This is a genomic window from Stenotrophomonas sp. TWI377 (assembly GCF_039674525.1).
Taxonomy (GTDB): Bacteria; Pseudomonadota; Gammaproteobacteria; order Xanthomonadales; family Xanthomonadaceae; genus Stenotrophomonas.
Map to the genome: position 1 here is coordinate 514,664 of NZ_JBDJNT010000001.1, position 22,541 is coordinate 537,204.

Annotated in this window: 17 protein-coding genes; 7 read left to right on the forward strand and 10 right to left on the reverse strand. The window is 67.9% G+C overall.

The window, feature by feature from the left end; all coding sequences use genetic code 11:
• Positions 1-29: 29 nt before the first annotated feature.
• The 4 genes from lldP to ABE546_RS02160 all read right to left on the reverse strand — a co-directional run bounded on the left by lldP (position 30) and on the right by ABE546_RS02160 (position 3,621).
• Complete coding sequence (gene lldP / locus ABE546_RS02145) at positions 30-1,688, reverse strand: L-lactate permease (protein WP_346462542.1); 1,659 nt, start codon at positions 1,686-1,688, stop codon at positions 30-32.
• A 185-nt stretch (positions 1,689-1,873) separates the two neighbouring features.
• A complete protein-coding gene (locus ABE546_RS02150; protein ID WP_313211439.1) occupies positions 1,874-2,308 on the reverse strand; it encodes a VOC family protein in 435 nt (144 codons plus the stop codon).
• Positions 2,305-2,763, reverse strand: coding sequence for an MgtC/SapB family protein (locus tag ABE546_RS02155; protein ID WP_313211440.1), 459 nt, complete (start codon positions 2,761-2,763; stop codon positions 2,305-2,307). The genes ABE546_RS02150 and ABE546_RS02155 overlap by 4 nt, the downstream gene beginning before the upstream one ends.
• A gap of 99 nt (positions 2,764-2,862) precedes the next feature.
• Positions 2,863-3,621, reverse strand: coding sequence for an SDR family NAD(P)-dependent oxidoreductase (locus ABE546_RS02160; protein ID WP_313218590.1), 759 nt, complete (start codon positions 3,619-3,621; stop codon positions 2,863-2,865).
• 208 nt (positions 3,622-3,829) lie between these two features.
• Between ABE546_RS02160 and ABE546_RS02165 the strand changes: the two genes are divergently transcribed.
• Entirely contained in the window at positions 3,830-4,924 is a 1,095-nt protein-coding gene (locus tag ABE546_RS02165) for an alkene reductase (RefSeq protein ID WP_346462544.1), read from the forward strand.
• An 11-nt stretch (positions 4,925-4,935) separates the two neighbouring features.
• Here the strand turns inward: ABE546_RS02165 and ABE546_RS02170 are convergent, their stop codons facing one another.
• The 4 genes from ABE546_RS02170 to ABE546_RS02185 form a co-directional block, all read right to left on the reverse strand.
• Positions 4,936-6,807 (reverse strand): hypothetical protein, encoded by a 1,872-nt coding sequence (locus ABE546_RS02170; protein ID WP_346462546.1) that lies wholly within the window; start codon positions 6,805-6,807, stop codon positions 4,936-4,938.
• Between the two features lie 122 nt (positions 6,808-6,929).
• On the reverse strand, positions 6,930-8,825 hold the full coding sequence (locus ABE546_RS02175) for a CocE/NonD family hydrolase (protein ID WP_346462548.1): 1,896 nt from the start codon (positions 8,823-8,825) through the stop codon (positions 6,930-6,932).
• Between the two features lie 98 nt (positions 8,826-8,923).
• Positions 8,924-9,319 carry a hypothetical protein gene (locus ABE546_RS02180; RefSeq protein WP_313212394.1) on the reverse strand — a complete coding sequence of 132 codons (396 nt, stop codon included), beginning with the start codon at positions 9,317-9,319 and terminating at the stop codon, positions 8,924-8,926.
• Entirely contained in the window at positions 9,316-10,671 is a 1,356-nt protein-coding gene (locus ABE546_RS02185) for an MFS transporter (RefSeq protein WP_313218598.1), read from the reverse strand. The genes ABE546_RS02180 and ABE546_RS02185 overlap by 4 nt, the downstream gene beginning before the upstream one ends.
• A gap of 106 nt (positions 10,672-10,777) precedes the next feature.
• Here ABE546_RS02185 and ABE546_RS02190 point away from each other — a divergent pair, with 106 nt between their 5' ends.
• Positions 10,778-11,674, forward strand: a complete 897-nt coding sequence (locus ABE546_RS02190; RefSeq protein ID WP_313218599.1) for a LysR family transcriptional regulator — start codon at positions 10,778-10,780, stop codon at positions 11,672-11,674.
• 100 nt (positions 11,675-11,774) lie between these two features.
• Here ABE546_RS02190 and ABE546_RS02195 read toward each other — a convergent pair whose 3' ends face one another.
• Positions 11,775-14,594 carry a glycoside hydrolase family 3 C-terminal domain-containing protein gene (locus ABE546_RS02195; protein WP_346462549.1) on the reverse strand — a complete coding sequence of 940 codons (2,820 nt, stop codon included), beginning with the start codon at positions 14,592-14,594 and terminating at the stop codon, positions 11,775-11,777.
• Between the two features lie 267 nt (positions 14,595-14,861).
• Positions 14,862-15,305 carry a helix-turn-helix domain-containing protein gene (locus tag ABE546_RS02200; protein WP_313212390.1) on the reverse strand — a complete coding sequence of 148 codons (444 nt, stop codon included), beginning with the start codon at positions 15,303-15,305 and terminating at the stop codon, positions 14,862-14,864.
• Between the two features lie 75 nt (positions 15,306-15,380).
• On the opposite strand from ABE546_RS02200, the gene ABE546_RS02205 reads away from it, so the two are divergent.
• From ABE546_RS02205 to ABE546_RS02225, 5 genes are all read left to right on the forward strand, one after another.
• Positions 15,381-16,727, forward strand: coding sequence for an MFS transporter (locus ABE546_RS02205; RefSeq protein WP_346462551.1), 1,347 nt, complete (start codon positions 15,381-15,383; stop codon positions 16,725-16,727).
• Positions 16,649-17,083: a glyoxalase gene (locus ABE546_RS02210; RefSeq protein WP_070425312.1), complete on the forward strand. Its 435-nt coding sequence runs from the start codon at positions 16,649-16,651 to the stop codon at positions 17,081-17,083. Before ABE546_RS02205 ends, ABE546_RS02210 begins: the two co-directional genes overlap by 79 nt.
• 256 nt (positions 17,084-17,339) lie before the next feature.
• Positions 17,340-17,957, forward strand: coding sequence for a translesion DNA synthesis-associated protein ImuA (gene imuA / locus ABE546_RS02215; protein WP_088433373.1), 618 nt, complete (start codon positions 17,340-17,342; stop codon positions 17,955-17,957).
• A gap of 9 nt (positions 17,958-17,966) precedes the next feature.
• Complete coding sequence (locus tag ABE546_RS02220; RefSeq protein ID WP_313212387.1) at positions 17,967-19,382, forward strand: DNA polymerase Y family protein; 1,416 nt, start codon at positions 17,967-17,969, stop codon at positions 19,380-19,382.
• Positions 19,379-22,480 (forward strand): error-prone DNA polymerase, encoded by a 3,102-nt coding sequence (locus tag ABE546_RS02225; protein ID WP_346462553.1) that lies wholly within the window; start codon positions 19,379-19,381, stop codon positions 22,478-22,480. The genes ABE546_RS02220 and ABE546_RS02225 overlap by 4 nt, the downstream gene beginning before the upstream one ends.
• The last annotated feature ends 61 nt before the right edge of the window (positions 22,481-22,541 follow it).

The window sequence follows — 22,541 nt, forward strand, 5'->3', positions numbered from 1 at the left end:
TGCCAGTAGCCGGACTGCCGCGCATGGGCTCAGGGAATCATCCAGGTCAGCCAGTAGGCCTGCACCGTGGTGAGGATGCCGACCATCACGGTGAAGATCAGGCTGTGCTTGACCGTGAAGCGGAACAGGTCCGATTCCCTGCCGGCCAGGCCGACCGCCGCGCAGGCAATCGCGATCGACTGCGGCGAGATCATCTTGCCGGTGACCCCGCCGGTGGTGTTGGCCGCGACCAGCAGCACTTCGGACACGCCGATCTGCTGGGCCGTGGTCGCCTGCAGCGCCGAGAACAGCGCATTGGACGAGGTGTCCGACCCGGTCAGGAACACGCCCAGCCAGCCCAGGAACGGCGAGAAGAAGGTGAACGCCTTGCCGGTGTGCGCCAGGGCCAGTGCCAGCGTCGCCGACAGCCCGGAGTAGTTGGCGATGAAGGCGAACGCCAGCACCATGCCGATGGAGTAGATCGGGACCTTGAGTTCATTGGCGGTTTCAGCGAAGGTGCGCAGCGCCGCGGCCGGGCGCATCTTCAGCAGCACGATCGCGATGACCGCGCCCAGCATGATCGCCGTGCCGGTCGCCGAAACCGCATCGAACCTGTAGATCGCCTCGTACCCGGTCGGCACCGGCACGATCGGCGGCATCTTCTGTACCAGCTGATCCAGCGACGGCACCGGAATCTTCAGCACCCACTGCTCCAGCGCGCCACCGGCGGCGAACAGCGCTTTGAATGGCGGGATGCTCCAGATCGTGACCATGGCGGTCAGGATCAGGAACGGCGACCACGCCTTGACGATCTGGCCGGTGGAATGCCGCGGCGCTTCCAGGGCCTGGGCCGCGGCTTCGGCGCTGGTTTGGGTATCGAAGCGGAAGATCCGCACCGGCTTCCACCTGCGCAGGAACAGGGTCAGGCACACCAGCGAGGTCAGCGAGGCGGTGATGTCCGGCAGCTCGGGGCCGATGAAGTTGGAGGTCAGGTACTGGGCGATTGCGAACGAACCGCCGGCCACCAGCACCGCCGGCCAGGTTTCCTTGACACCGCGCCAGCCATCCATGATCGCCATGATCCAGAACAGCACGATGAGGGTCAGGAACGGCAGCTGGCGCCCGGCCATCTGGCCGATCTCGAAGGCGTCCAGTCCGGTCACCTGCCCGGCCACGATGATCGGAATGCCCATCGCGCCGAACGCCACCGGCGCGGTGTTGACGATCAGGCACAGGCCGGCCGCATACAGCGGCTTGAAGCCCAACCCGACCAGCAGCGCGGCGGTGATCGCCACCGGCGCACCGAAGCCGGCCGCCCCTTCCAGGAACGCGCCGAACGCGAAGCCGACCATCAGCATCTGCAGGCGCTGGTCTTCGGTAACCGAGAGGATCGAGGCGCGGATGATGTCGAACTGGCCGGTCTTGACCGAGACCTTGTACAGGAACACCGCGCCCAGAATGATCCAGGCAATCGGCCACAGGCCATAGACGAAGCCATACCCGGCCGCCGCGAATGCCTGCGACAGCGGCATCCGGTAGAACAGCAGGGCGACCGCCAACGCGATAGCCACGGTGATCGTGCCGGCCAGCCACCCCTTCATGCGCAGTACGGCCAGCGCGACGAAGAAGAAGGCGATCGGCAGCAGCGCGATCAGGCTCGACAGCCAGAGGTTGCCAGCGGGGTCATACAGTTGTTGCCAGGCCTGCATCGGCGGATCTCATCAAGACGGACAGGGGCCCGCGCGGTCAGCACCGCGCGAACCAAGAACGCTCAACGACGACCATTGGTAGTACCAATATTCATGTCAGTCGTTGAAACTGCCCGCATTGAAACGCCAAACGCAAGGCGAGCCTATTAGACCATAGGTCTAGGCCCGCCTATTGGTAGTACCACTTAACAGCCGCAGTCGTTCGAGCGGCCTTTGAGCTCGACCGAGTTGCCATCCGGATCGCGCAGGCGCAGCGACAGACCGTCACCCTCCGCGCCGTAGTTGCGCTCGGCCGGTCCACTCAGGACCACGTTCAGCCCCTGCAGATGCGCGCGCACCTGTTCGGCGTCGAACGGCTCCACGCGCAGGCAGACATGCTCGACATTTCGCCCTTCCCGCCCAGGTGCTGCGCCACCTTCGCGCCCCAGCGGGCCGTCGACACTGATCAGATCGATCAGCGATTCGCCGGCATGCAGATGCACCATGCCCAACGAGGGCCGCTCGCGGGCGACCGTGCAGCCCAGGACGTCGCAGTAAAAGCGCACCGCGCGTGGGAGATCCTGCACGCGCAGCACCACATGGTCGATGCGCTGGATCTCGAAGGGACGTTCACTGCTCATGACGACTCCAGTTTTTTAGCGATACGGCTGAACACCACCAGCACGATCAGGCACAACACACTTACCCCGATAGCGATCACGTACTCACCGATGCCGACCGCGATACCGATCGCCGCGGCCATGATCAGTGAGCTGGCGGTGGTCAGGCCGCTGACCTGATCGTCGCGCGAACCGCGCAGGATCGTACCGGCGGCGACAAAGCCGACGCAGGCCACCACGGCTTCGATGAGACGGACCGGATCGACCTGCAGCAGGTCGCGGTAGCGCTCTTCCTGGAAGTGCTCGGCAATGCTGTCACCCAGCCCGACAATGAGGGCGGCAGCACCGGCGATCAGCATGTGCGTGCGCAGCCCGGCCGCATGCTTGCCCATCTCCCGCTCGATCCCAAGCGTGGCGCCGAGCAGCATTGCCACGGCGATCCGCAGCAGGATTGATAGATCTTGTTCCAGTCCCATCTGCACCTCTCATCCGGCAATGGACGGAGCGTCGCAGACAAGGGCGTCTGAGGGCCGTGAAGCCAACGGCAGGCCCCTGTGAGCCTGCCGTCGCGGGGCTTACTGCGCCAGGTACCCGCCATCGATGGCGTAGTACGTGCCGGTCGCAAAGCTGGCGTCCGCACTGGCCAGCCAGGCCACCAGCCCAGCGACTTCCTCCGGCGTGCCGAGCCGGCCGAGCGCGTGCTTGCTCTCCAGCGCCTGCTTCACCTTCGGGTCCATCTTGTCGAGCAACGGCGTGGCGATGAAACCGGGGCCCACGGCGTTGATGCGGATCTTGTCTGCGGCGTGTTCCCACGCGGCCGTCTGGGTCAGCCCGACCACACCGTGCTTGGCAGCCGCGTAGGCGGAGGAGTTGCCGAACCCCACCTGGCCCAGAATCGAGGCCATGTTGATGATGCTGCCGCCGTTGCCCGCGCTGCGCATCGCCTGGATCTGCGCCCGCTGGCACAGGAACACGCTGTTGAGATTGACGTCGATGACGTTCTTCCAGCCGTCCACCGGGTAGTCGCCGCTGGCCGCCGACGGCCCGCCGATACCCGCGTTGTTCACTGCGATATCCAGCCCGCCGAGTTCCTCGACGGTCTGCTTCACGGCCGCTTCAACGGCGCTCTCGTCGGTGACGTTCAAGGCGATGCCGATCGACTTCACGCCTTTCCTGCGCAGCGCCTCGGCAGTCTTCTCCACGGCATCGGCCTTGAGGTCCCACACCGCCACCGCCGCGCCGGAATCGGCCAGCAGTTCGGCCACGGCCAGGCCGATGCCGGAGACGCCGCCGGTGACAATGGCGACCTTTCCCTTGAGTTGATAATCAATCATCGCGTTGTTCCTCGGGTTGGAATAAGGCTGCGGGCAGTGCCTGCCCATGCCTCGACCATACGCCGCGAAAACGTTACAGAACGTGCACAGCGTGCTCCGCAACAATCCTTCCCATCGCTGCAACGCACCTGCGCCTATGCTCGGGGTCGTACGCCTGCCTCCCTTCTTTCAGCGGCCGATGGCGGTCGCCCTCCCCCAAGGTAAACCCATGACAGACTCCAATGACGGCCAGTTGTTCTCCCCCACCCGTCTGGGGGCCATCGACGTCGCCAACCGCGTCGCGATGGCACCGCTGACACGCAACCGCGCGATCCACGACCGCATCCCCAATCCGCTCGCCATCCAGTACTACGAGCAGCGCGCCAGCGCCGGCCTGATCATCGCCGAGGCCACCCAGATCAGCCCGATGGGCCAGGGCTATCTCGACACGCCCGGCATCTACAGCCAGGCGCAGATCGATGCCTGGAAAAAAGTCACCGATGCCGTCCACGCGCGCGGCGGAAAGATCGTGCTGCAGTTGTGGCATGTCGGCCGTATCTCGCATACCAGCCTTCTGCCGGAGGGCGAAGTCCCGGTTGCACCGAGTGCACTGCGCGCCAATGCCAAGACCTTCACCGCCGAGGGCTTTGAAGATGTCTCCGAGCCCCGCGCCCTGCGCCTGGATGAGATTCCCGGCCTGATGCAGGACTTCCGCCAGGCCGCGCGCAACGCGATCACCGCCGGCTTCGATGGCGTGGAAGTGCATGCCGCCAACGGCTACCTGATCGATCAGTTCCTCCGCGATGGCAGTAACCAGCGCACCGACGACTACGGTGGCAGCATCGAGAACCGCACCCGTCTGCTGGAGGAAGTGGTCCGCGCGATCGTCTCGGAAATCGGCGCCGACCGCACCGGTGTGCGCCTGTCGCCGGTGACACCGGCCAACGACGCTGCCGATTCCAACCCGCAGCCGCTGTTCGAACGCGCCGTCGAACGCCTGGATGCCATTGGCCCGCTGGCCTTCATCCATGTGATCGAAGGGGCGACCGGTGGCCCGCGTGACAACATCGCCTTCGACTACGCCGCCCTGCGCGCCAAGTTCAAGGGGGCCTGGATCGCCAACAACGGCTATGACCAGGCACGCGCGGAAGCGGCCGTGGCGTCGGGCTATGCCGACATGATCGCGTTCGGCCGCCCCTTCATCGCCAACCCGGATCTGGTCGAACGCTTCCGTCTCGGCGTAGCGCTGTCCGACCTGGACCAGGACACGCTGTACGGCGGCGGTGCGCACGGCTATACCGACTACCCCAGCGTTTCAGGCTGATCCGCGCGCGGTTACGGGTCGCGCATCGCATCGGTCACATCGCCGCCGGCAAGCACCGGCAGCAGCGCCCGGGGCAGCGTGCAGGGGCGCGTGGGCACACTGTCCACGCGCCACCCGCGCCCGAGCAGGATGCCCTTCCCCTTCGAGGGCGGGCCATTGCCGGGTGCCGGACAGCTGATGTCACTGAGCAGCACCTGTCCGTCGCGATCCAGCCATTGCTGGACGAAGTACTCACCCTCGGCAAAGCGCATGGTGCCGAGATTCAACAGCGTCAGCGGCTGACTCTCCACGCCCCCTTGCCAGGTGGACTGCAGTTCCACGCCGCTGAACAGCAGGCGTCGTCGCAGCAGCACCTGATGGTTGGCATCCAGCAGGACCAGTTCCTCATCGCCCCCGTCCAGATAGCGGCGCGTCCAGGTGCGGTCCGCGCCCCAGGGCAGGATATCGAAGCTCTCCGGCGGCGCCGGTTCGCTGCCATCGGCCAGCATCATGCCCAGCTTTCCGTCCCGGCGGAATACCACCCGGCTACCGTCCATGCGCACCACATCGTCGACGGGACGACCCACGATACGGCCACGCTCGAGGTTGTACAGGTGCTTGACGCCGGCGGCCTGATCCCGGAGCAACAGCAACGGCGGAGTGACGTGGTTTTCGTCGATGGCCATGTCGGCAGGCACCGTGTAGGCCGTGCGTCCATCCCACCACAGGCGCGGTGAGGATTCGCTGCCAAACCTGCCGAGCAATCCAGTGCCGACGGCGTCGAACCGGGTCACGTCTGAAGGCGCGAACACGACCTCGCCATGGCAGTCCAGCACCCCTGCGGTCTCGGTCTGGGTGGGATGGCGCACGCGCCACGGCGGTACCTGCCGCTGTTCGGCATCGGGTTCGTCGAGCACCGCTGCCAGCCCGGCCGGGGCGGCGGTGGGCGGGTGGGCGCCCTCCTTGTCCAGCACCTGCCAGCGGCCACCGCAGTAGTCCAGGCGGACGGCGCCACGCTGTGCGGCAAAGTGTCCGTCGGCCATCAGCCAGCCGGGCTCGGGCGTGTCGTCGGCGCTGCCGGTAGCGTGCCGATAGACCTGCTCGGGCCAGTCGCGCCGGCCTGCGGTACCGCCGTACTGTCGGTAGCGGGGATACAGGCCATCCTGCCGATAGCGGGCGATGTCCGTCGCCCTGCCCTGTGCATCCACCCGCCGCCACAGCTCGCCCTGACGCAGCCACCAGCCACCGTCGCTAACCGGCAACAGCGCGTCGATGTCATCGGAAAACACCGTCGTGCCGTTTTCATCCCGCACCTCGCAGTGCTCAGGCACCTGGACACTGCACGCAACATACACGTGGCGGCCGGCGAAGGGCCCGGCCACCCACTGGACCTGTCGCTCGTCCAGTTCCATGACCGGGCGCCCCTGCAGGTCATGGAAGCGCAGCGGACCACTGCGCGCGTTCCACAGCACGCGATCGGGTACCGCCAACGGCAGCCATTCGCCATCCTTCAGTGCCGGCAGGCGCACCTGCCCCAGCGCATCCACGACGCCCCGGCCACCGACCGCCTCACCATCCGTCTGGATGAACGCCTCCCACACAGGATCACCGGGTGGGGCCTGCCGCAGCACGAACCGTTCGTGATACTCGGTGTAGCCGCGGTCCTCGCGCAGCAGGCGTCCTGCATCGTCGTACCACTGCTGCGGCGTAGTGGGGCCCTGCGCGCGCATCCAGCGGTCGGCGGACAGCCGATGCATGCGCGCACCATTGGGGGGCACCAGCAGACGGCCATCGACGGACACCAGCGCCTCGGCGCCGAAACTGTTGCCCAGCACGGTGAACGACTGCGCGGGCGCGCCGCCTGCCAGCGACATCAGCGCGCCGACCACGAACATCCTTTTCATCGGTCACATCAGGGAAAGCGGAGCTGCACGCTACCGCCTGTCCACGGACGATGCAATGCAACCGGAGCGGCCCCGCACGCGGCGTGCCAGCGCAGCCGCGTGGGAAAGCAGGCTGTGTCCGCTCAGTACACCGGCAATGAAATGAAACTGGCCTGCTGCGGCGCGTGCCAGATCTGCTGCGTCGCCTTCTGGTAATCGCCCGGCTTGGCCAGGTAGATATTCGGCACGAACGTCTGCGGATTGCGGTCATACAGCGGGAACAGGCTCGACTGCACCTGCACCATCACCCGATGGCCCGGCTGGAACACATGGTTCGCCGTTGGCAGGCCGAATCTATAGTCCAGCACCTGGTTGCCCGCGATCGCCTTCGGGTCGCTGAAGCTCTCGCGGTACCGGCCACGGAAGATCGCCATCGAGACCGACAGCTCGTACCCGCCCATCTCGGGCGTCGACGGCGTCTGGTCGGGATACACATCGATCAGCTTCACCACCCAGTCGCTGTCGCTGCCACTCGTCGCCGCCTGCAGATTGACCTGCGGCGCACCACCGATCCGCAGCGGCTCGGTCAAGGGCTCACTGACGAAGGTCAGCACGTCCGGCCGGCCGTCCACGAAGCGCTGATCCTTCACCAACCAGCTCGTCCACATATCGCGGTCAGCGAACCGCACCGGGCGCGGCACGAACGGCACCGGCTTGGCTGGATCGGACACATACGCCTCGAACGTCGCCTCTCCCGCCTGCGGTGCTTCGAAGGACAGCTTGCCGCCCGCGCGCAGATACAGCGGCCTGGATTGGGCCACGCTGCGCGGCCACTGCTGCAGCTTGTCCCACTGGTTTTCGCCGGTGTTGTAGATCAGTACCGGCGGCGTCTGCGCCTTGGGCGCGCCATCCACGAGGTACTGATCGAAGAACGGCTTGAGCACATCGCGGCGGAACTGCAGCGCGGTGTCGCCGTCGAACTTCAAGGCGCCCAGGCTGCTGCCGTCGTAGTTGACCTGGCTGTGCCGCCACGGCCCCATCACCAGATAGTTCAGTGTGTTGCCGGTGTCACGCGGCTCCATCGCCGCATAGCTGTGCACCGCGCCCCACATGTCTTCCTGGTCCCACAGCCCCTGCAGCCACATGGTGGGTACCTTCAACTCGGTCTTGGCCATGCGCGCGTCCAGCGCCTGCTCCTGCCAGAACGCGTCGTAGCTGGGGTGTTCGATCAGCTTGTGCCACCACGGCAACTGATCCAGGCCATTGGCCTTGGCGTAGTCCCCGGCCGAGCCGGCGCGCAGGAAGGTCGTGTAGTCGTCGTAGCCCACGCTGGGAATCGACGGCCCCTTGCCGCGCTTGGCCAGCTGACCGGTGAAATAGCCGAAATTGACCTGCCGGAACGCACCGTAGTTGAGCCAGTCATCGCCCATCCAGCCATCGATCATCGGGCTCTGCGGCGCGGCCACCTTCAATGCCGGGTGCGGGTTGGTCAGCGCCATCACCACGGTGAAACCCTCATAGGACGAGCCCAGCATGCCGACCTTGCCGTTGCTTTCGGGCACATGCTTGACCAGCCAATCGATGGTGTCCCATGCGTCGGTCGCGTGGTCCACCTTCGTGGTGTTGAGCGGCCCGCGCAGCGGCCGGGTCATCACATAATCGCCCTCGGAGCCGTACTTGCCGCGGATGTCCTGGAACACCCGGATGTAACCGCCATCAACGAACACCTCATCCCCCTGCGGCAGGATGTCGCGCATGTTCGGCGAATCCATGCGCTTGGCACGGTTGGCGGCATCGTACGGGGTACGGGTCAGCAGGATCGGCGCGTTCCTGGCGCCCTTGGGCACCACGATCACCGTGTAGAGTTTCGTTCCGTCACGCATCGGCACCATCACCACGCGCTTGTCGTAGTTGTCCTGCGCCGTGGGCGTCACGAAGCCCTTGGCGGGAATGTCCGGGGTCATCGGCGAGGTCTGCGCCGACACACTGGCCGCAACCATCAGACTCAACAGCGCAACTGGCAATACACGCACACGCATGGGGCTCTCCCGGCAGTGATGGCAACTCCCGCAGCCTAGCGCCGCAGGCGCGGCCCCGGTAGATGCCGATCGGCCTGTTCCGTGGCCGTTTCGCGCATTCAGCTGCCAACCACCGTTTCGTGCAAAGCCTGCCAGCGCAGCGTGCCGTCCGGGCGGCTCACGAGGACAGCCAAGGCCTCACGTCGATGGCCGGTGCCATCCGCACCGATCTGATCCTCGCGATAGCGCACCGCGCAGGCGGCTGGCGCGAGCGGCAGGTACTGCAGTGCATCGACCGTGATCCGCAACCCGGGCCGGCTGCCATGGGCGGCGGCGAAGAAGCCGGCCAGCGCGGGCGTGTCCAGGCGGACGCCACGGATCCCGACCATGCTGAAGTCCTCGCTGAAGTGGGCCAGCAGTGTGTGCAACGCAGCCACCGGCGAGCGCCCGGTGAACCAGTCTTCGATCAGCACATGCAGGTCATGGATCTCGTTGAAGGCAAGCGTGTCATTCATGGGGAGGTTCTCAAGGCAAGGGAAGACGCCGGCAGGCGCCATAGCAGAAGCATCGGCAGCAGGCTCATGGCCGCCGCCAGCATCAGGGTGAGCGGGAACGCGTGCGCTGGCAGCACGGACGACAGCACTGCCAGCACACAGGCCAGCAGCGCGGCGGCCAGACAGAAACTGAGTTGACGGTTGAGATTCCACAGCGCACTGCCCGGCAGCAGCTCCGCGTCCGCCAGCCTCTGGAACGCGAGCGTCTGTGCGCTGCTGCTGCACAGGCTCCCGCCCAGGCCCATCAGTGCGAAGGCCAGCACCGGCAGCCACGGCTGGCTGGCCTGTATGCCGATCAACAGCGCGATGCCGACCGCCTGGCATCCCATGCCGGCCGTCAACAGCGGGCGCGCCCCGATGCGTGGCAGCCAGTGTCGTGTGGTGGCGATGGCGCAGGCCGAGGCGATCGCCCACGGCAGCATGAAGCCGCCGATGGCCGCGGCGCCGTAGCCCTGGCGATGCAGCAGCAGCGTGGCCACCAGCTGGGTGCCGATGAACGTACCGGGCACCAGCAGATAGACCAGCATCGCCAGCCGCAGCGAGGCATGCCGCAGCAGCGACCACTGCAGGACCGGATGATCCGTACGGCGTGCACTGCGGGCATACAACGCCAGCACCAGGGTGGCGACCACGAGCAGGCCCGCGCCCAGCATCCACTGCCCCGGCTCTGCCAGCAGGCTCAGCGCGACCAGCAACACGCTCAGGCCCAGTGAGCCGAGCAACAGCCCGCGACGGTCCAGCGCAGGTACGGCCACCGGCGCACGCGGGCGTACCCACGCGGCCGCCAGCGCGAAGGCCACCATGGCCAGCGGCACACTGACCAGCAGCACGCCGCGCCATGAGCCCCACTCCACCAGCACACCGCCCAGTGTGGGCGACAGCGCCGGCACCAGCAGCGCCACCGCCATGATGCGGGCGGTCAGGCGCGCGCGGTCGGCCGGTGGGCATTCGCGGTAGGCCATCGCCTGCCCGACCGGAATCAGCAGTCCGCCGCCCAGCCCCTGCAGCAGCCGCCAGCCGATCAGCCCCTCGATGCTGGCCGCGGTGCCCGCCAGTACCGCGCCCACCGTGAACAACGCCAGCGAGACGCACAGCACCCGGCGTTCGCCAAGACGCGCCGCCAGCCAGCTGCCCAGCGGAATGACCAGGGTCAGACCAAGCATGTAGGCATTGCCGATCCACGCCAGCTGGGGCACGGACGCGTGCAGCTCGGTGGCGATGGCCGGATACGCGACGGTACCGATGAACATGTTCACCAGGTCCAGCGAGAATCCCAGCAGGTACAACGTTTCCACCCTGGCCCGGTATGTCATGCGGCGCTCCGATTGCGAGGCGGCAGCATGCGCGTTGGCGGCGGCTGGATATACAGGCAACCGGATGCAAGACTGTCAAACCTTTTTTGACAGTCAGAGCGCCGCCATGGTCAGCCTGGACCGCTTCGAGACCTTCAAGGCGATTGTCGACGCCGGCAGCCTGACCGCTGCCGCGCAGCGCCTCGGCCAGAGCCGCGCCGTGGTGAGCTTCAACCTCAAGCGACTGGAACAGGAACTGGGCGTGACGCTGCTGGTGCGCAATACGCGCAGCCTGGCGCTGACCGAGGCCGGCGAACGCTTTTACCAGCACTGCACTGCCCTGTTGACGACTGCCGAGCTGGCGATCGAGGAGGCACGCAGCGAACAGCTGCAGCTGCGTGGCACGCTGCGGCTGACCACCACGCCGGAGTATGCGATCGCCCGGGTCGTGCCGGTGCTGGAATCATTCCGCGCCCTGCATCCGGAGCTGCGCCTGCACCTGTCCACCTCACCGGCGCCGGCGGACCTGATTCCCGAGCGGTTCGATCTGGCGATCCGGTTGGGGCGCCTGCAGGACTCGCAGCTGCGCGCGACCCTGCTGGACGAACACGCGCTGTGCGCGGTCGCCGCGCCGTCGTTGTTGTCCACGCTGCCCGATGATGCCGCGCGCGATGACCCGGACTGGATCCGCACGCTGCCACGATTGGGGTATCCGCGCCTGGCGGATCTACCGCTGGTGGCGCCCGATGGCAGCGACCAGGTGTTTGCCTGCAACCCCGCCCATGCGGTGGTCACGGTCGACAACGCATCCACGCTGCGCGCCTTTGCGCTGGCCGGGGCCGGCGCGACCGTGTTGCCGCAGTGGTTGATCGATGACGATCTGGCGCAGGGCCGGCTGCTGCCGATCCTGCGCCGTCATCGCTTCCCGCGCCAGGGCGTATATGCGGTGTTTCCGAACACCGCCCAGCCCTCGCGCCGGGTCCGGCTGCTGCTGGCGCACCTGCGCGAGCACCTGCCGGGGTGAGCGGTGGCACGACCACCGGTCGTGCCCCACCCCGTAACGCGCGTTGCGTCCGATCCGCGGCCGGTACCGCCCGTGGGTCGGTACCGGCGCGTTCGTCAGCTCAGCGGACGACCTGCTCGGCCAGCTCCAGCGGCACGCGCTGCACCGGTGCATTGGCCGCGCGCGAGAGCTGCACTTCGTACTGCCCACCGGCGATCTTCCACTGCTTGGCGGCGGTATCGAAGCTGGCCAGCGTCTTCGGCTCGGCTTCGATGCGGATCCGGCGGCTTTCGCCCGGCTGCAGCGTCACCTTCTGGAAGCCGATCAGGCGGATCGGGGTGGTGCTGCCCTGCGGCAGCTGCAGGTACAGCTGCGGCACATCCGCACCGGCGACCTTGCCGGTGTTGCGCACGTCCACGCTGGCGACCACACGCTGGCCTTCCACGACCACCTGCAGGTTGTCGTAGCCGAAGCTGGTGTAGGACAGGCCATGGCCGAACGCGTACTGCGGGGTCAGGCCCTTGGCGGCGAACCACTTGTAGCCGACGTTGGCGCCTTCGATGTCGTAATCGATGGTGTCATCCGGCTTGTTCTTCGGGTTGAAGCCCAGGCCATTGACGTGCGGGCGCGGCAGCTGGCTGACATCGGTCGGCCAGGTCACCGGCAGGCGACCGGACGGATTGACCTTGCCGGTCAGCAGCGCGGCGATGCCTTCACCGCCCCGGATGCCCGGGTACCAGGCCTGCAGGATGGCCGGCACCTGCTGCAGCCACGGCAGCTCGACCGGACCATTGGTTTCCAGCACCACCACGGTCTTCGGGTTGGCCTTGGCCACACCGGCGATCAGCTTGTCCTGGTTGTCCGGCAGCTGCATGTGCGGCAGATCGACCGATTCGGCCGACCACTGCGTGGCGAACACGATGGCCACATCGGCGGCTGCGGCAGCGCGCGCGGCGGCGGCCACATCGCGGCCATCCACGTAATCGATGCGGGCATCCGGACGCTCGGCGCGCAGCGCTTCCAGCGGCGAGGACGGGTGGAAGATCACCGGGCCCGGCCAGGTGGTCGGCATCACGCCCGGCACCGCATTGGTGCCCCGCGCGGTCCAACCCACCATCGAAGAACCGCCGCCGCCGATCACGCCCTTGTCGGCATGGCCACCGATGATGACGATGCGCTGCACGTCCTTGCCCAGCGGCAGCAGATCATCGGCATTGCGCAGCAGCACGCTGCCTTCTTCAACGGTACGCTGCGCGGCGTGGAAGCCGGCCTCATCGTCGATCGGCTCATGCACCGGCGGCAGATCGAAATTGCCGTGCGCGAACATGGTGCGCAGGATGCGGCCGACCATGTCGTCCAGGCGCGCCTGCGGCACCACGCCACCGGCCACGGCCAGGCGCAGCGGTTCGTCGAAATAGACCGCCTTGTCGAACACTTCACCGGCCGACTGCTGGTCCAGGCCGGCCAACGCCGCCTTGGAGCCGCTGTGCACGCCACCCCAGTCGGACATCACGAAACCGGGGAACTTCCATTCCTGCTTGAGCACCTCGTTCATGAGGTAATCGTGTTCGCAGCCGTAGGTGCCGTTGATGCGGTTGTACGAGCACATCGCCGAACCGGGCTTGCCGATGTCCATGGCGATCTCGAACGCCAGCAGGTCCGATTCGCGCATCGCCTGCTCGCCGATCTCGGCACTGTGGAAATTGCGCGAGGTCTCCATGTCGTTGAGCGCGAAGTGCTTCATCGTGGAGATGACGTGCTGGCTCTGCACGCCGCGGATCGACTCACCGACCAGCACACCGGCCAGCAGGGGATCTTCACCGGCGTATTCGAAATTGCGGCCATTGCGCGGATCGCGCTGCAGGTTGACGCTGCCGGCCAACAGGATGTTGAAGCGCTGCTGCCAGGCTTCGCGCCCCATGGTGGCACCGCCAGCGAAGGCGATGTCCGGGTTCCAGCTGGAGGCCGTGGACGGGCCGGACGGCATCGCGGTGGCGTGGTCGCCCTTGCGCAGGCCGCCCGGATTGGTCACGCCAACACCGGCATCGGCCGACTGCTGCGCCGGAATGCCCAGACGCGGGACGCCCGGCACGAAACCGGCCGAACCCACCGCGCCCTCCGGCAGCGGACCGCCATCCTTGCCCAGCCCGAAGTAGCTGTGCAGCATCTGGAACTTCTCATCCACGGTCATCTGCGCGACCAGGGCCTTGGCGCGGGCATCGGCGTTCAGGCCGGTGTCCATCCACGGCGTGTCGCCACCGACCGGCGCGGCATAGCCCAGGGTCAGCAGCGTGGCGGCGGTGGTGCCCTTCTTGCCGTCATGGGTGCGCAGCTTGATCGCCGCCGACGTGGCAGACTGGAAGCCATCGCTGAAGTAGCTTTCATTGGCTTCCAGCGCGACACGCGACGGATCGAAGCCCGCGGTGGTGGCCGCATCGGCGCTGACCGCGCCCAGCAGCACGGCCGGTGCGCCCAGGCGCGAACCGGTGACCAGCGGCGGCAGTGCCGCGGCATCGGCGGCGCTGGTGTACAGCGCGACCACGTGGCGGCCATCGTTGAGGCGCAGGTAGTTCAGCGACGGCTGCTCGGTGCCCGATTCGGCCTCGATCGGCAGGCGGGTGAGCACGACACTGCCGGTCTGCTGCGCGGCGGCCGGATCGGCGGTCACGAAACGATAGTGATAACCCAGCGCATCGGCCAGGCCCTGCAGTGGGTCCACGCGGTCCGCGCGGCGCTCCACGTTGCGCACGGTCACTGCATCGACCTGCAGCTGCTCCAGCTGCGCGGCGACCACGGCGGCGTCCAGGTCACCCGGGGTCTGTTCCAGGGTCAGCACGGTGAACGCGTCGGTGGTGGCGGCCGGGGCAGCAGCCCAGGCGGAAGCGCTCAGCGAGAGCGCGATGGCGGCCGTCAGGGCCAGGGGCTTTGAAATCGTTTTCATGAGCGGACGAAACACCTTTGCTTGCGCAATAAATCCAGGGAGTCTTGCCGCAGAAGGGTGCAGCGCCATGTCGGCGGGAACCACGCGCGGGCGCGCGGAACCGTTTACAACGCAAGGCGATGACGGCTACGTCCAGGCCCCTCCGCCCGTCGTGACAGCCGCACCACCCGGGAGCCCGTGACCGGCGCCCCACCCGGAAGAGTGGGCGAGCGTGTTCATGCCTGTCAACAGGATGCTTACATTTGAGACACCGCAACCCGCGCGAAATCAGGGTGACAGGGGCTTCATCACCCGGGTGTCGGCGCCCTCAACCACCTGCCCACGCTGGTCGCGCGGCTGCATCGGCGCCAACGGCAGCCCATCGCTGTCGGCTTGCAGCACCGAGCGTGGCTCGCCGGGCGCGAACAGGAAGGCCTCGCCCCATTGGCGCAGCGCCACCACCAGCGGGAACAGCGCGCGACCGCGCTCGGTGAGCACATATTCCTGATAGCTGCGGCCTTCGCCCAGCGGCTGCTGCGTCAGCACGTCCGCCTCCAGCAAGGCCTGCAGGCGCTGGCTGAGCATGCTGCGCGACATCCCCAGGCGGCGCTGGAAATCGCTGAAGCGTCGCACCCCGTCGAAGGCCTCGCGCACGATCAGCAGCGACCAACGGTCACCGACCAGATCCAGCGCGCGCCCCACCGGGCAGGGGGTAGTGGCATCGGTTGTCATGTGCGGCCTCCTTTCGAGGTTTCATTTTAGAACCACATACTCCAGAATCAACTGGTTCTGTTTTGAGACTGCATCATGCCGCTCCCTGCCTCCGCCTCGCGTGCGTCCACCTCCCCGCTCCCCTCCGCCCTGCTGATGCTGTTCGCCTGCGCCGCCGGTTTGAGCGTGGCCAATGTCTATTACGCCCAGCCCTTGCTGGATGCCTTGGCCGCCGATCTCCAGATCAGCACGTCCCGCATCGGCGCGGTGATCGCCGCCACCCAGCTGGGGTCGGTGGCGGCGCTGCTGTGGGTGGTGCCACTGGGTGACCGCGTGGACCGCCGCCGCCTGATCGCGATCCAGACCATTGGCCTGGTGCTGGCCCTGCTGGCCGTCGCGCTGGCGGCGCAGGCCTGGAGTCTGTTGCTGGGCATGCTCGCAGTGGGCCTGCTCGGCACCGCGATGACCCAGGGGTTGATCGCCTATGCCGCCGCCGCTGCAGGCGTGCACGAGCGTGGCCGCGTGGTTGGTGCCGCACAGGCGGGCGTGGTGGTCGGGTTGTTGTTGGCACGCGTCGTGGCCGGCGCAGTCGCCGATCTGGGCGGATGGCGGGCGGTGTACCTGCTCTCGGCGGCGCTGATGGTGGTGACGGGCGCGCTGTTGTGGGCGCGTCTGCCACGGCTGCCGGCCTCGACTGCATCCACCGCACGCACCGGGTTGATCGCCTTGCTGCGGCAACAGCCCGTGCTGCGCCAGCGCGGCGTGCTGGGCCTGCTGCTGTTCACCGTGTTCGGCCTGTTCTGGAGCAGCATGAGCCTGCCGCTGGGCGCGCCGCCGTATGCGCTCAGCCACACCGCCATCGGCGCCTTCGCGCTGGTCGGGCTGCTGGGTGCGTTGGCGGCGGCACGCAGTGGGCACTGGAGTGACCGGGGCCATGCCGGGCGGGTCACCACCGGCGCCCTGTGGCTGATGCTGCTGAGCTGGCTGCCGATCGCCGCGATGTCCCACCACCTGGGCTGGCTGGTGGTCGGCGTGCTGCTGCTGGATCTGGCGGTGCAGGCGCTGCACGTGACCAACCAGAGTCGGATTCTGGCCGCAGCCCCGCACGCGCAGGCGCAGGTGATCGCCGCCTACATGCTGTTCTACGCTGCCGGCAGTGGGCTGGGGGCGCTGGCCGGCAGTGCGTTGTATGCCGCGTTCGGCTGGCCCGGGGTCTGCATGGCGGGTGCCAGTGTGTCGCTGCTCGCGCTGGTGGTGTGGTGGGCGATGCCGGGTTATCACGCCATCACCGGTGGTCATGAGCCCTGCCCGGTTCCGGGCGGATCGCGGCTCGATAATGACCGCTCACGTCCCGGAGCCGCCGCATGCCCCCACACCGCCACTTCGATCAACTCTGGCGCGACCGCAACGACACCTCCCGGCAACGCAGCCCGCGGGTGCTGATCCGGGTGTTCGTCGGCCCGGGCGAACTGGAAGCACGGGTGGCGTTCTACGAGCAGTTGCAGGGCGTGGTCGCCGATGCGGGCTTTCCGTTCCCCGAGGCCGGCCTGCGCCTGGCGATGGTCGGGGCATTCCTGCTGATCGAGGGCGCGCCGGACAAGCTGGCTCCGTTCACCTCCACCACCGGCACGCTGCTGGTGGATGACGTGCAGCCCTATTACGACCGGCTGGTGGCGGCCGGGGCGCAGATCATCTTTCCACTGCAGGTCGTGCCCACCGGCGCGGCCTTCAACGCCGTGCATCCGGACGGCACCGTGGTCGAGTACGTGCACCACCGGCCCGATCCGCAGGGGCGCTGAGTAGATCCTCGCCATGCGTGGATGCCCTCCATCACGCGCGTGGCCATCCCATCTGGCGCGCTGCCATTCCGCTCTCCTGAAGCATTCATCACCCTCAACCGGTTCGGAATCCGGCCGCCGAATTCGTTAGCATTTTTACTAATTGCAGGTAGGATTGTCGGTCTCAGCCTTTGACACGCGTGCTGCCGATACTCGCCGCCATGCCCTTGTTTCCTGCCCGTTTCCGCCTGCTCCAGCCCTGCCGGGAGGCCCGCTGATGGGCGCCGTGCTGGCCCTGGACCGGCTGCTGGAAACCCGCCGGGTCTGGCGGGGGCAGCCGCGTGCGGCCTTCCCCGAGGTGGCCCCGCACCCGACCGGCCACCCGGCGCTGGATGCCCGACTGCCCGGCGGTGGCTGGCCGCCCTCGGCGCTGTCGGAGGTGCTGCTGGCCTCGCCCGGGGTCGGTGAGCTGGCCCTGGTCTGGCCGACGCTGGCGCGGCTGAGCCAGCAACAGCAGACCGTGGTGCTGATCGCCCCGCCGCACCTGCCGCATGCCCCGGCCTGGGCCCGCGCCGGGCTGGCACTGAACCAGGTGCAGGTGGTCCAGGCCAGCCCGCGCGATGCCTTGTGGGCCGCCGAGCAATGCCTGCGCTCGGCCGCATGTGCGGCGGTGCTGTGCTGGCCGCAGCAGGCCGATGACCGCGCGCTGCGCCGGCTGCAGGTGGCGGCCGAAACCGGCCAGTGCCTGGGGTTTTCCTTCCGGGATGCCCGGCATGCGCGCAACCCCTCCCCGGCCGCGCTGCGCCTGCAGCTCGACGATGGCCAGGTGCGGGTGCTCAAGTGCCGCGGCGGGCTGGCACCGGCGCAGCCGCTGCCGCTGGCCGTGGCTCATTGAGCCGCCGCCGTGGACTGGGCCTGCCTGCTGCTGCCGCACCTGGCGCTGGATGCCGCCCTGCGCCAGCAACCGGACCCGGCTGCGCCGCTGGTGCTGGTCACCGGCCCGGCGCAGCGACGCGTGCTGCATGCGGTCAGTCCCTCGGCCCGGCAGCTCGGGCTGCGCCGCGGCATGCTGCTCTCAGCTGCGCAGGTGCTCACCCGCGACATGCTCACCGTGGAGTACGACCCGCGCGCCGAACAGGCCACCCGCCAGCTGTTGGCCAGTTGGCTGTACGGCATCAGCTCGCAGGTCAGCCTGGATTTCCCGCACGCGCTGGCACTGGAAATCCGGGCCAGCCGCGCGCTGTTTGGTGATTGGCCGAAGGTCGAGCAGCGGTTGACCCGTGGCCTGACCGAACTGGGTTTCCGCCACCGGCTGGTGGCCGCACCGAATCCGCATGCCGCCAGCGTGCTGGCCCGCGTGCATGGCCGGCTCGGCGTGGGTGCGCACCAGGTGGAGGCGGCGCTGGCCCAGGTGCCGATCGAACGCAGCGGGTTGCCGGCCGAGGCGGTCACGGTGCTGGCGCGCTCGGGGTTGCGCACGCTGGGCGCGGCGTTCGGCCTGCCGCGCGAGAGCCTGGCCCGGCGCTTTCCGCCACAGGTGCTGGCGCACCTGGATGCGCTGCGCGGGATCAGCACGCCGCCGCTGCGCTATTTCCAGCCGCCGGACCGCTTCGATGCGCGCATCGAGTTCGAGTACGAGGTCGAGTCCACCCAGGCCATGCTGTTTCCGTTGCGGCGCCTGACCGCCGATCTGGCCGCATTCCTGTGCTCGCGCGATGGCGGCGTGCTGCAGTTCGATCTGTGGTTCGAGCACGAACACCACCCCGATACGCGCCTCTCGATCGGCCTGCTCGCGCCCGAGCGCGAACCGGCGATGCTGTTCGAACTGGCCCGCAACCGTGTGGATCATCTGCAGTTGCCAGCGGGCAGCCGCGGCCTGCGCCTGCAGGCCGAGCAACTGCCGCCGTTCGTCCCGGCCGCACGCGATCTGTTCGACCCGCGCCCGCAGCAGGCGATGCCGTGGGAGCAGCTGCGCGAGCGTCTTCGCGCCCGGCTCGGCGATGACGCCGTGCAGGGGCTGGGGCTGCGTGCCGACCATCGGCCCGAACGCGCGACCGGTGACGCCCAGGGCGCGCCCAAGCCCCCGCCCCCGGTGCTGCCGATGCGCCCGGGCTGGCTGCTGGCCCAGCCGCAGGCGCTGCAGGATCCGCACCTGCGCATCCTGTCCGGGCCGGAGCGGATCGAATCGGGCTGGTGGGATGCCGGCGACATCCGCCGCGACTATTACGTCATCGAAACGCCGCAAGGCCAGCGCGGCTGGGCGTATACCGCCGCCGATGCACGCAGCGGGCCGTTCATGCTGCACGGCTGGTTCGCATGAGCGCACCGCTGCCCGGATACGCCGAGCTGCATTGCCTGTCGGCCTTCAGTTTCCAGCGCGGCGCGTCCATCGCCGAGGAGTTGTTCGCGCGTGCCAAGGGCCAGGGCTACCACGCGCTGGCGATCACCGATGAGTGCTCGCTGGCCGGTATCGTGCGCGCCTGGCAGGCTGCGAAGAAGCACGCACTGCCCCTGATCACCGGTGCCGAATTCCAGCTGGAGGACGGCCCGAAACTGGTGCTGCTGTGCACCGACCAGGGCAGCTACGCCGCGCTGTGCCAGTTGATCACGACCTGCCGCCGGCGCGCGCCCAAGGGCGAGTACCGCTGCCTGCGCAGCGACATCGAACCGCTGCACGCCGGCCTGCTGTGCCTGTGGGCAGACCCTGCCCCGGGCATCGAGGATGCGCAGTGGCTGCAAGCCTGCTTTCCGCAGCGGCTGTGGCTGGCCGTTGAACTGCACCGCGAGGCCGATGATCGCGCGCGCCTGCAGCGCCTGCGTCGTTTCGGCCGCGACCAGGGCATTCCACTGGTGGCCAGCGGCGATGTGCACATGCACGTGCGCCGCCGCCGCGCGCTGCAGGACACCCTCACCGCAATCCGCCACCACTGCACGCTCGGCGAGGCAGGCTGGCGGTTGTTCCCCAACGGCGAGCGTCACCTGCGCACCCGCCAGGCCCTGGCCACGCTGTACCCGCCCGAGCTGCTGGCCGAGACCCTGCGCATCGCCGAGCGCTGCCACTTCGATCTCAAGCAACTGAAGTACACCTACCCGCGCGAACTGGTACCGGCCGGCCACGACCCGGCCAGCTGGCTGCGGGTGCTGGTGGAAGAAGGCATGCAATGGCGTTGGCCCGCGGGCGAGACGCCCCAGCAGCGCCACCAGATCGAACACGAACTGGCGCTGATCCACACCAAGCAGTACGAGTCGTACTTCCTGACCGTGCACGACATCGTGCGCTTCGCGCGCCGGCAGCAGATCCTCTGCCAGGGCCGTGGCTCGGCCGCCAATTCCTCGGTGTGCTACGTACTGGGCGTGACCGAGATCGACCCCAGCGAGATGGAGCTGCTGTTCGAGCGCTTCATTTCCGCCGAACGCGACGAGCCGCCGGATATCGACATCGACTTCGAACACGAACGCCGCGAGGAAGTGCTGCAGTACGTGTTCAACCGCTACGGCCGCGAACGCGCCGCCTTGACTGCCGTGGCGATCAGCTACCGGGGCCGCAGCGCGGTACGCGATGTGGCGCGGGTGCTTGGCCTGCCGCCGGACCAGGTCAACGAACTGGCCGCCTGCCTGGACCGCTGGAGCAGCCATGAGCCGCTGCCGGAGGCCTTGCGTGAGCGCGGCTTCGATCCGGAGACCCCGCTGATGCGGCGGGTGGTGGCGCTGACCAGTGAACTGGTCGATTTTCCACGCCACCTGTCCCAGCACCCCGGCGGCTTCGTGATCTCCGAACACCCCCTGTCCACGATGGTGCCGGTGGAAAACGCGGCCATGGCCAACCGCACGGTGATCCAGTGGGACAAGGACGACCTGGATGTCACCGGCCTGATGAAGGTCGACTGCCTGGCGCTGGGCATGCTCACCGCGGTACGCAAATGCCTGGCGATGCTGGAAGCGCATGGCGGACCGACGATGACCATGGCGAAGATTCCGCAGGGCGATGAGCCCACCTACGACATGATCTGCCGCGCCGACACCCTGGGCGTGTTCCAGATCGAGTCCCGCGCCCAGATGGCGATGCTGCCGCGCATGCAGCCGCGCTGTTTCTACGACCTGGTGATCGAAGTGGCGATCGTGCGCCCCGGCCCGATCCAGGGCGACATGGTCCACCCGTATCTGAACCGAAGGAAGAAGCTCAAGGAAGAAGGCATCGAAGAGATCGACTACCCACCCGCGCTGGAGAAGGTCTTCAAACGCACCCTGGGCGTGCCGCTGTTCCAGGAACAGGTGATGCAGCTGGCGGTCGCCGCCGCCGGCTTCAGCCCCGGCCAGGCTGACGCACTGCGCCGCTCGATGGCCGCCTGGAAGCGCCACGGTGGGCTGGAGCCGCACCGCGACAAACTGCTCGCCGGCATGGCCGCCAACGGCTACAGCCGCGAATACGGTGAGCGCCTGTTCGAGCAGATCAAGGGCTTCGGCAGTTATGGCTTCCCGGAAAGCCACGCGGCCAGCTTCGCGCTGATCACCTATGTCAGCTGCTGGCTCAAGTGCCATCACCCCTCCGCATTCGCCGCCAGCCTGATCAACAGCCAGCCGCTGGGGTTCTATACCCCGGACCAGATCCTGCAGGACGCGCGCCGTCATGGCGTGCCAGTGCTGCCGGTGGATGTGCGCTATAGCGACTGGGACTGCACGCTGGTGCCGCCCACCTCGCCAGGCCGGCCATTTGGCATCCGGCTGGGGCTGCGCCTGGTCGATGGCTTCAGCGAGGCGGTCGCCACCGGCGTGGTGCAGGCGCGCCACCGTTCGCCCTTTGAGAGCGTGGCCGACCTGAGCCAGCGCGCACAGCTGGACCGTCGCCACCAGGGCCTGCTGGCCGATGCCGGTGCACTCAAGGGCCTGAGCGGCCATCGCCATCGCGCGCGCTGGGACGTCTCCGGCGTGGAAAAGCCGCTGCCGCTGTTCGACATGGCCCGCGCCACCGCCGAAGCCGCCGTCGCGCTGCCGCTGCCCAGCGCGTTCGAGGACATGCAGGCCGATTACAACACCACCGGCACCACGCTGGGCCGGCACATGGTCTCCTTCATCCGCAGCCAGCTGCGCCAGCGCCGCTGCCACCGCTCCGACGAACTGGCCGCCCTGCCGCACGGGCGCAGCGTGCGGTTTGCCGGGCTGGTACGCATGCGCCAGCGCCCGCAGACTGCCAGCGGGGTCACCTTCCTCACCCTGGAAGACGAATGCGGCATGGTCAATGCGGTGGTCTGGCGCAAAATCGCCGACCGCCAGCATCGCGTGCTGGTTGAAGCGCAACTGATGCAGATCGACGGCCGGCTCGAGCGCGTGGACGGCGTGCAGCACCTGATCGTCCGCCAGATGCACAACATCGACACCCTGATCGACGGCGTGCGTACCCACAGCCGCGATTTCCGCTGAGCCATCCCGTGACCAACCTCACGCTCTGAATGTAATCCCAGACTTTTCCGACTGGTGCCGT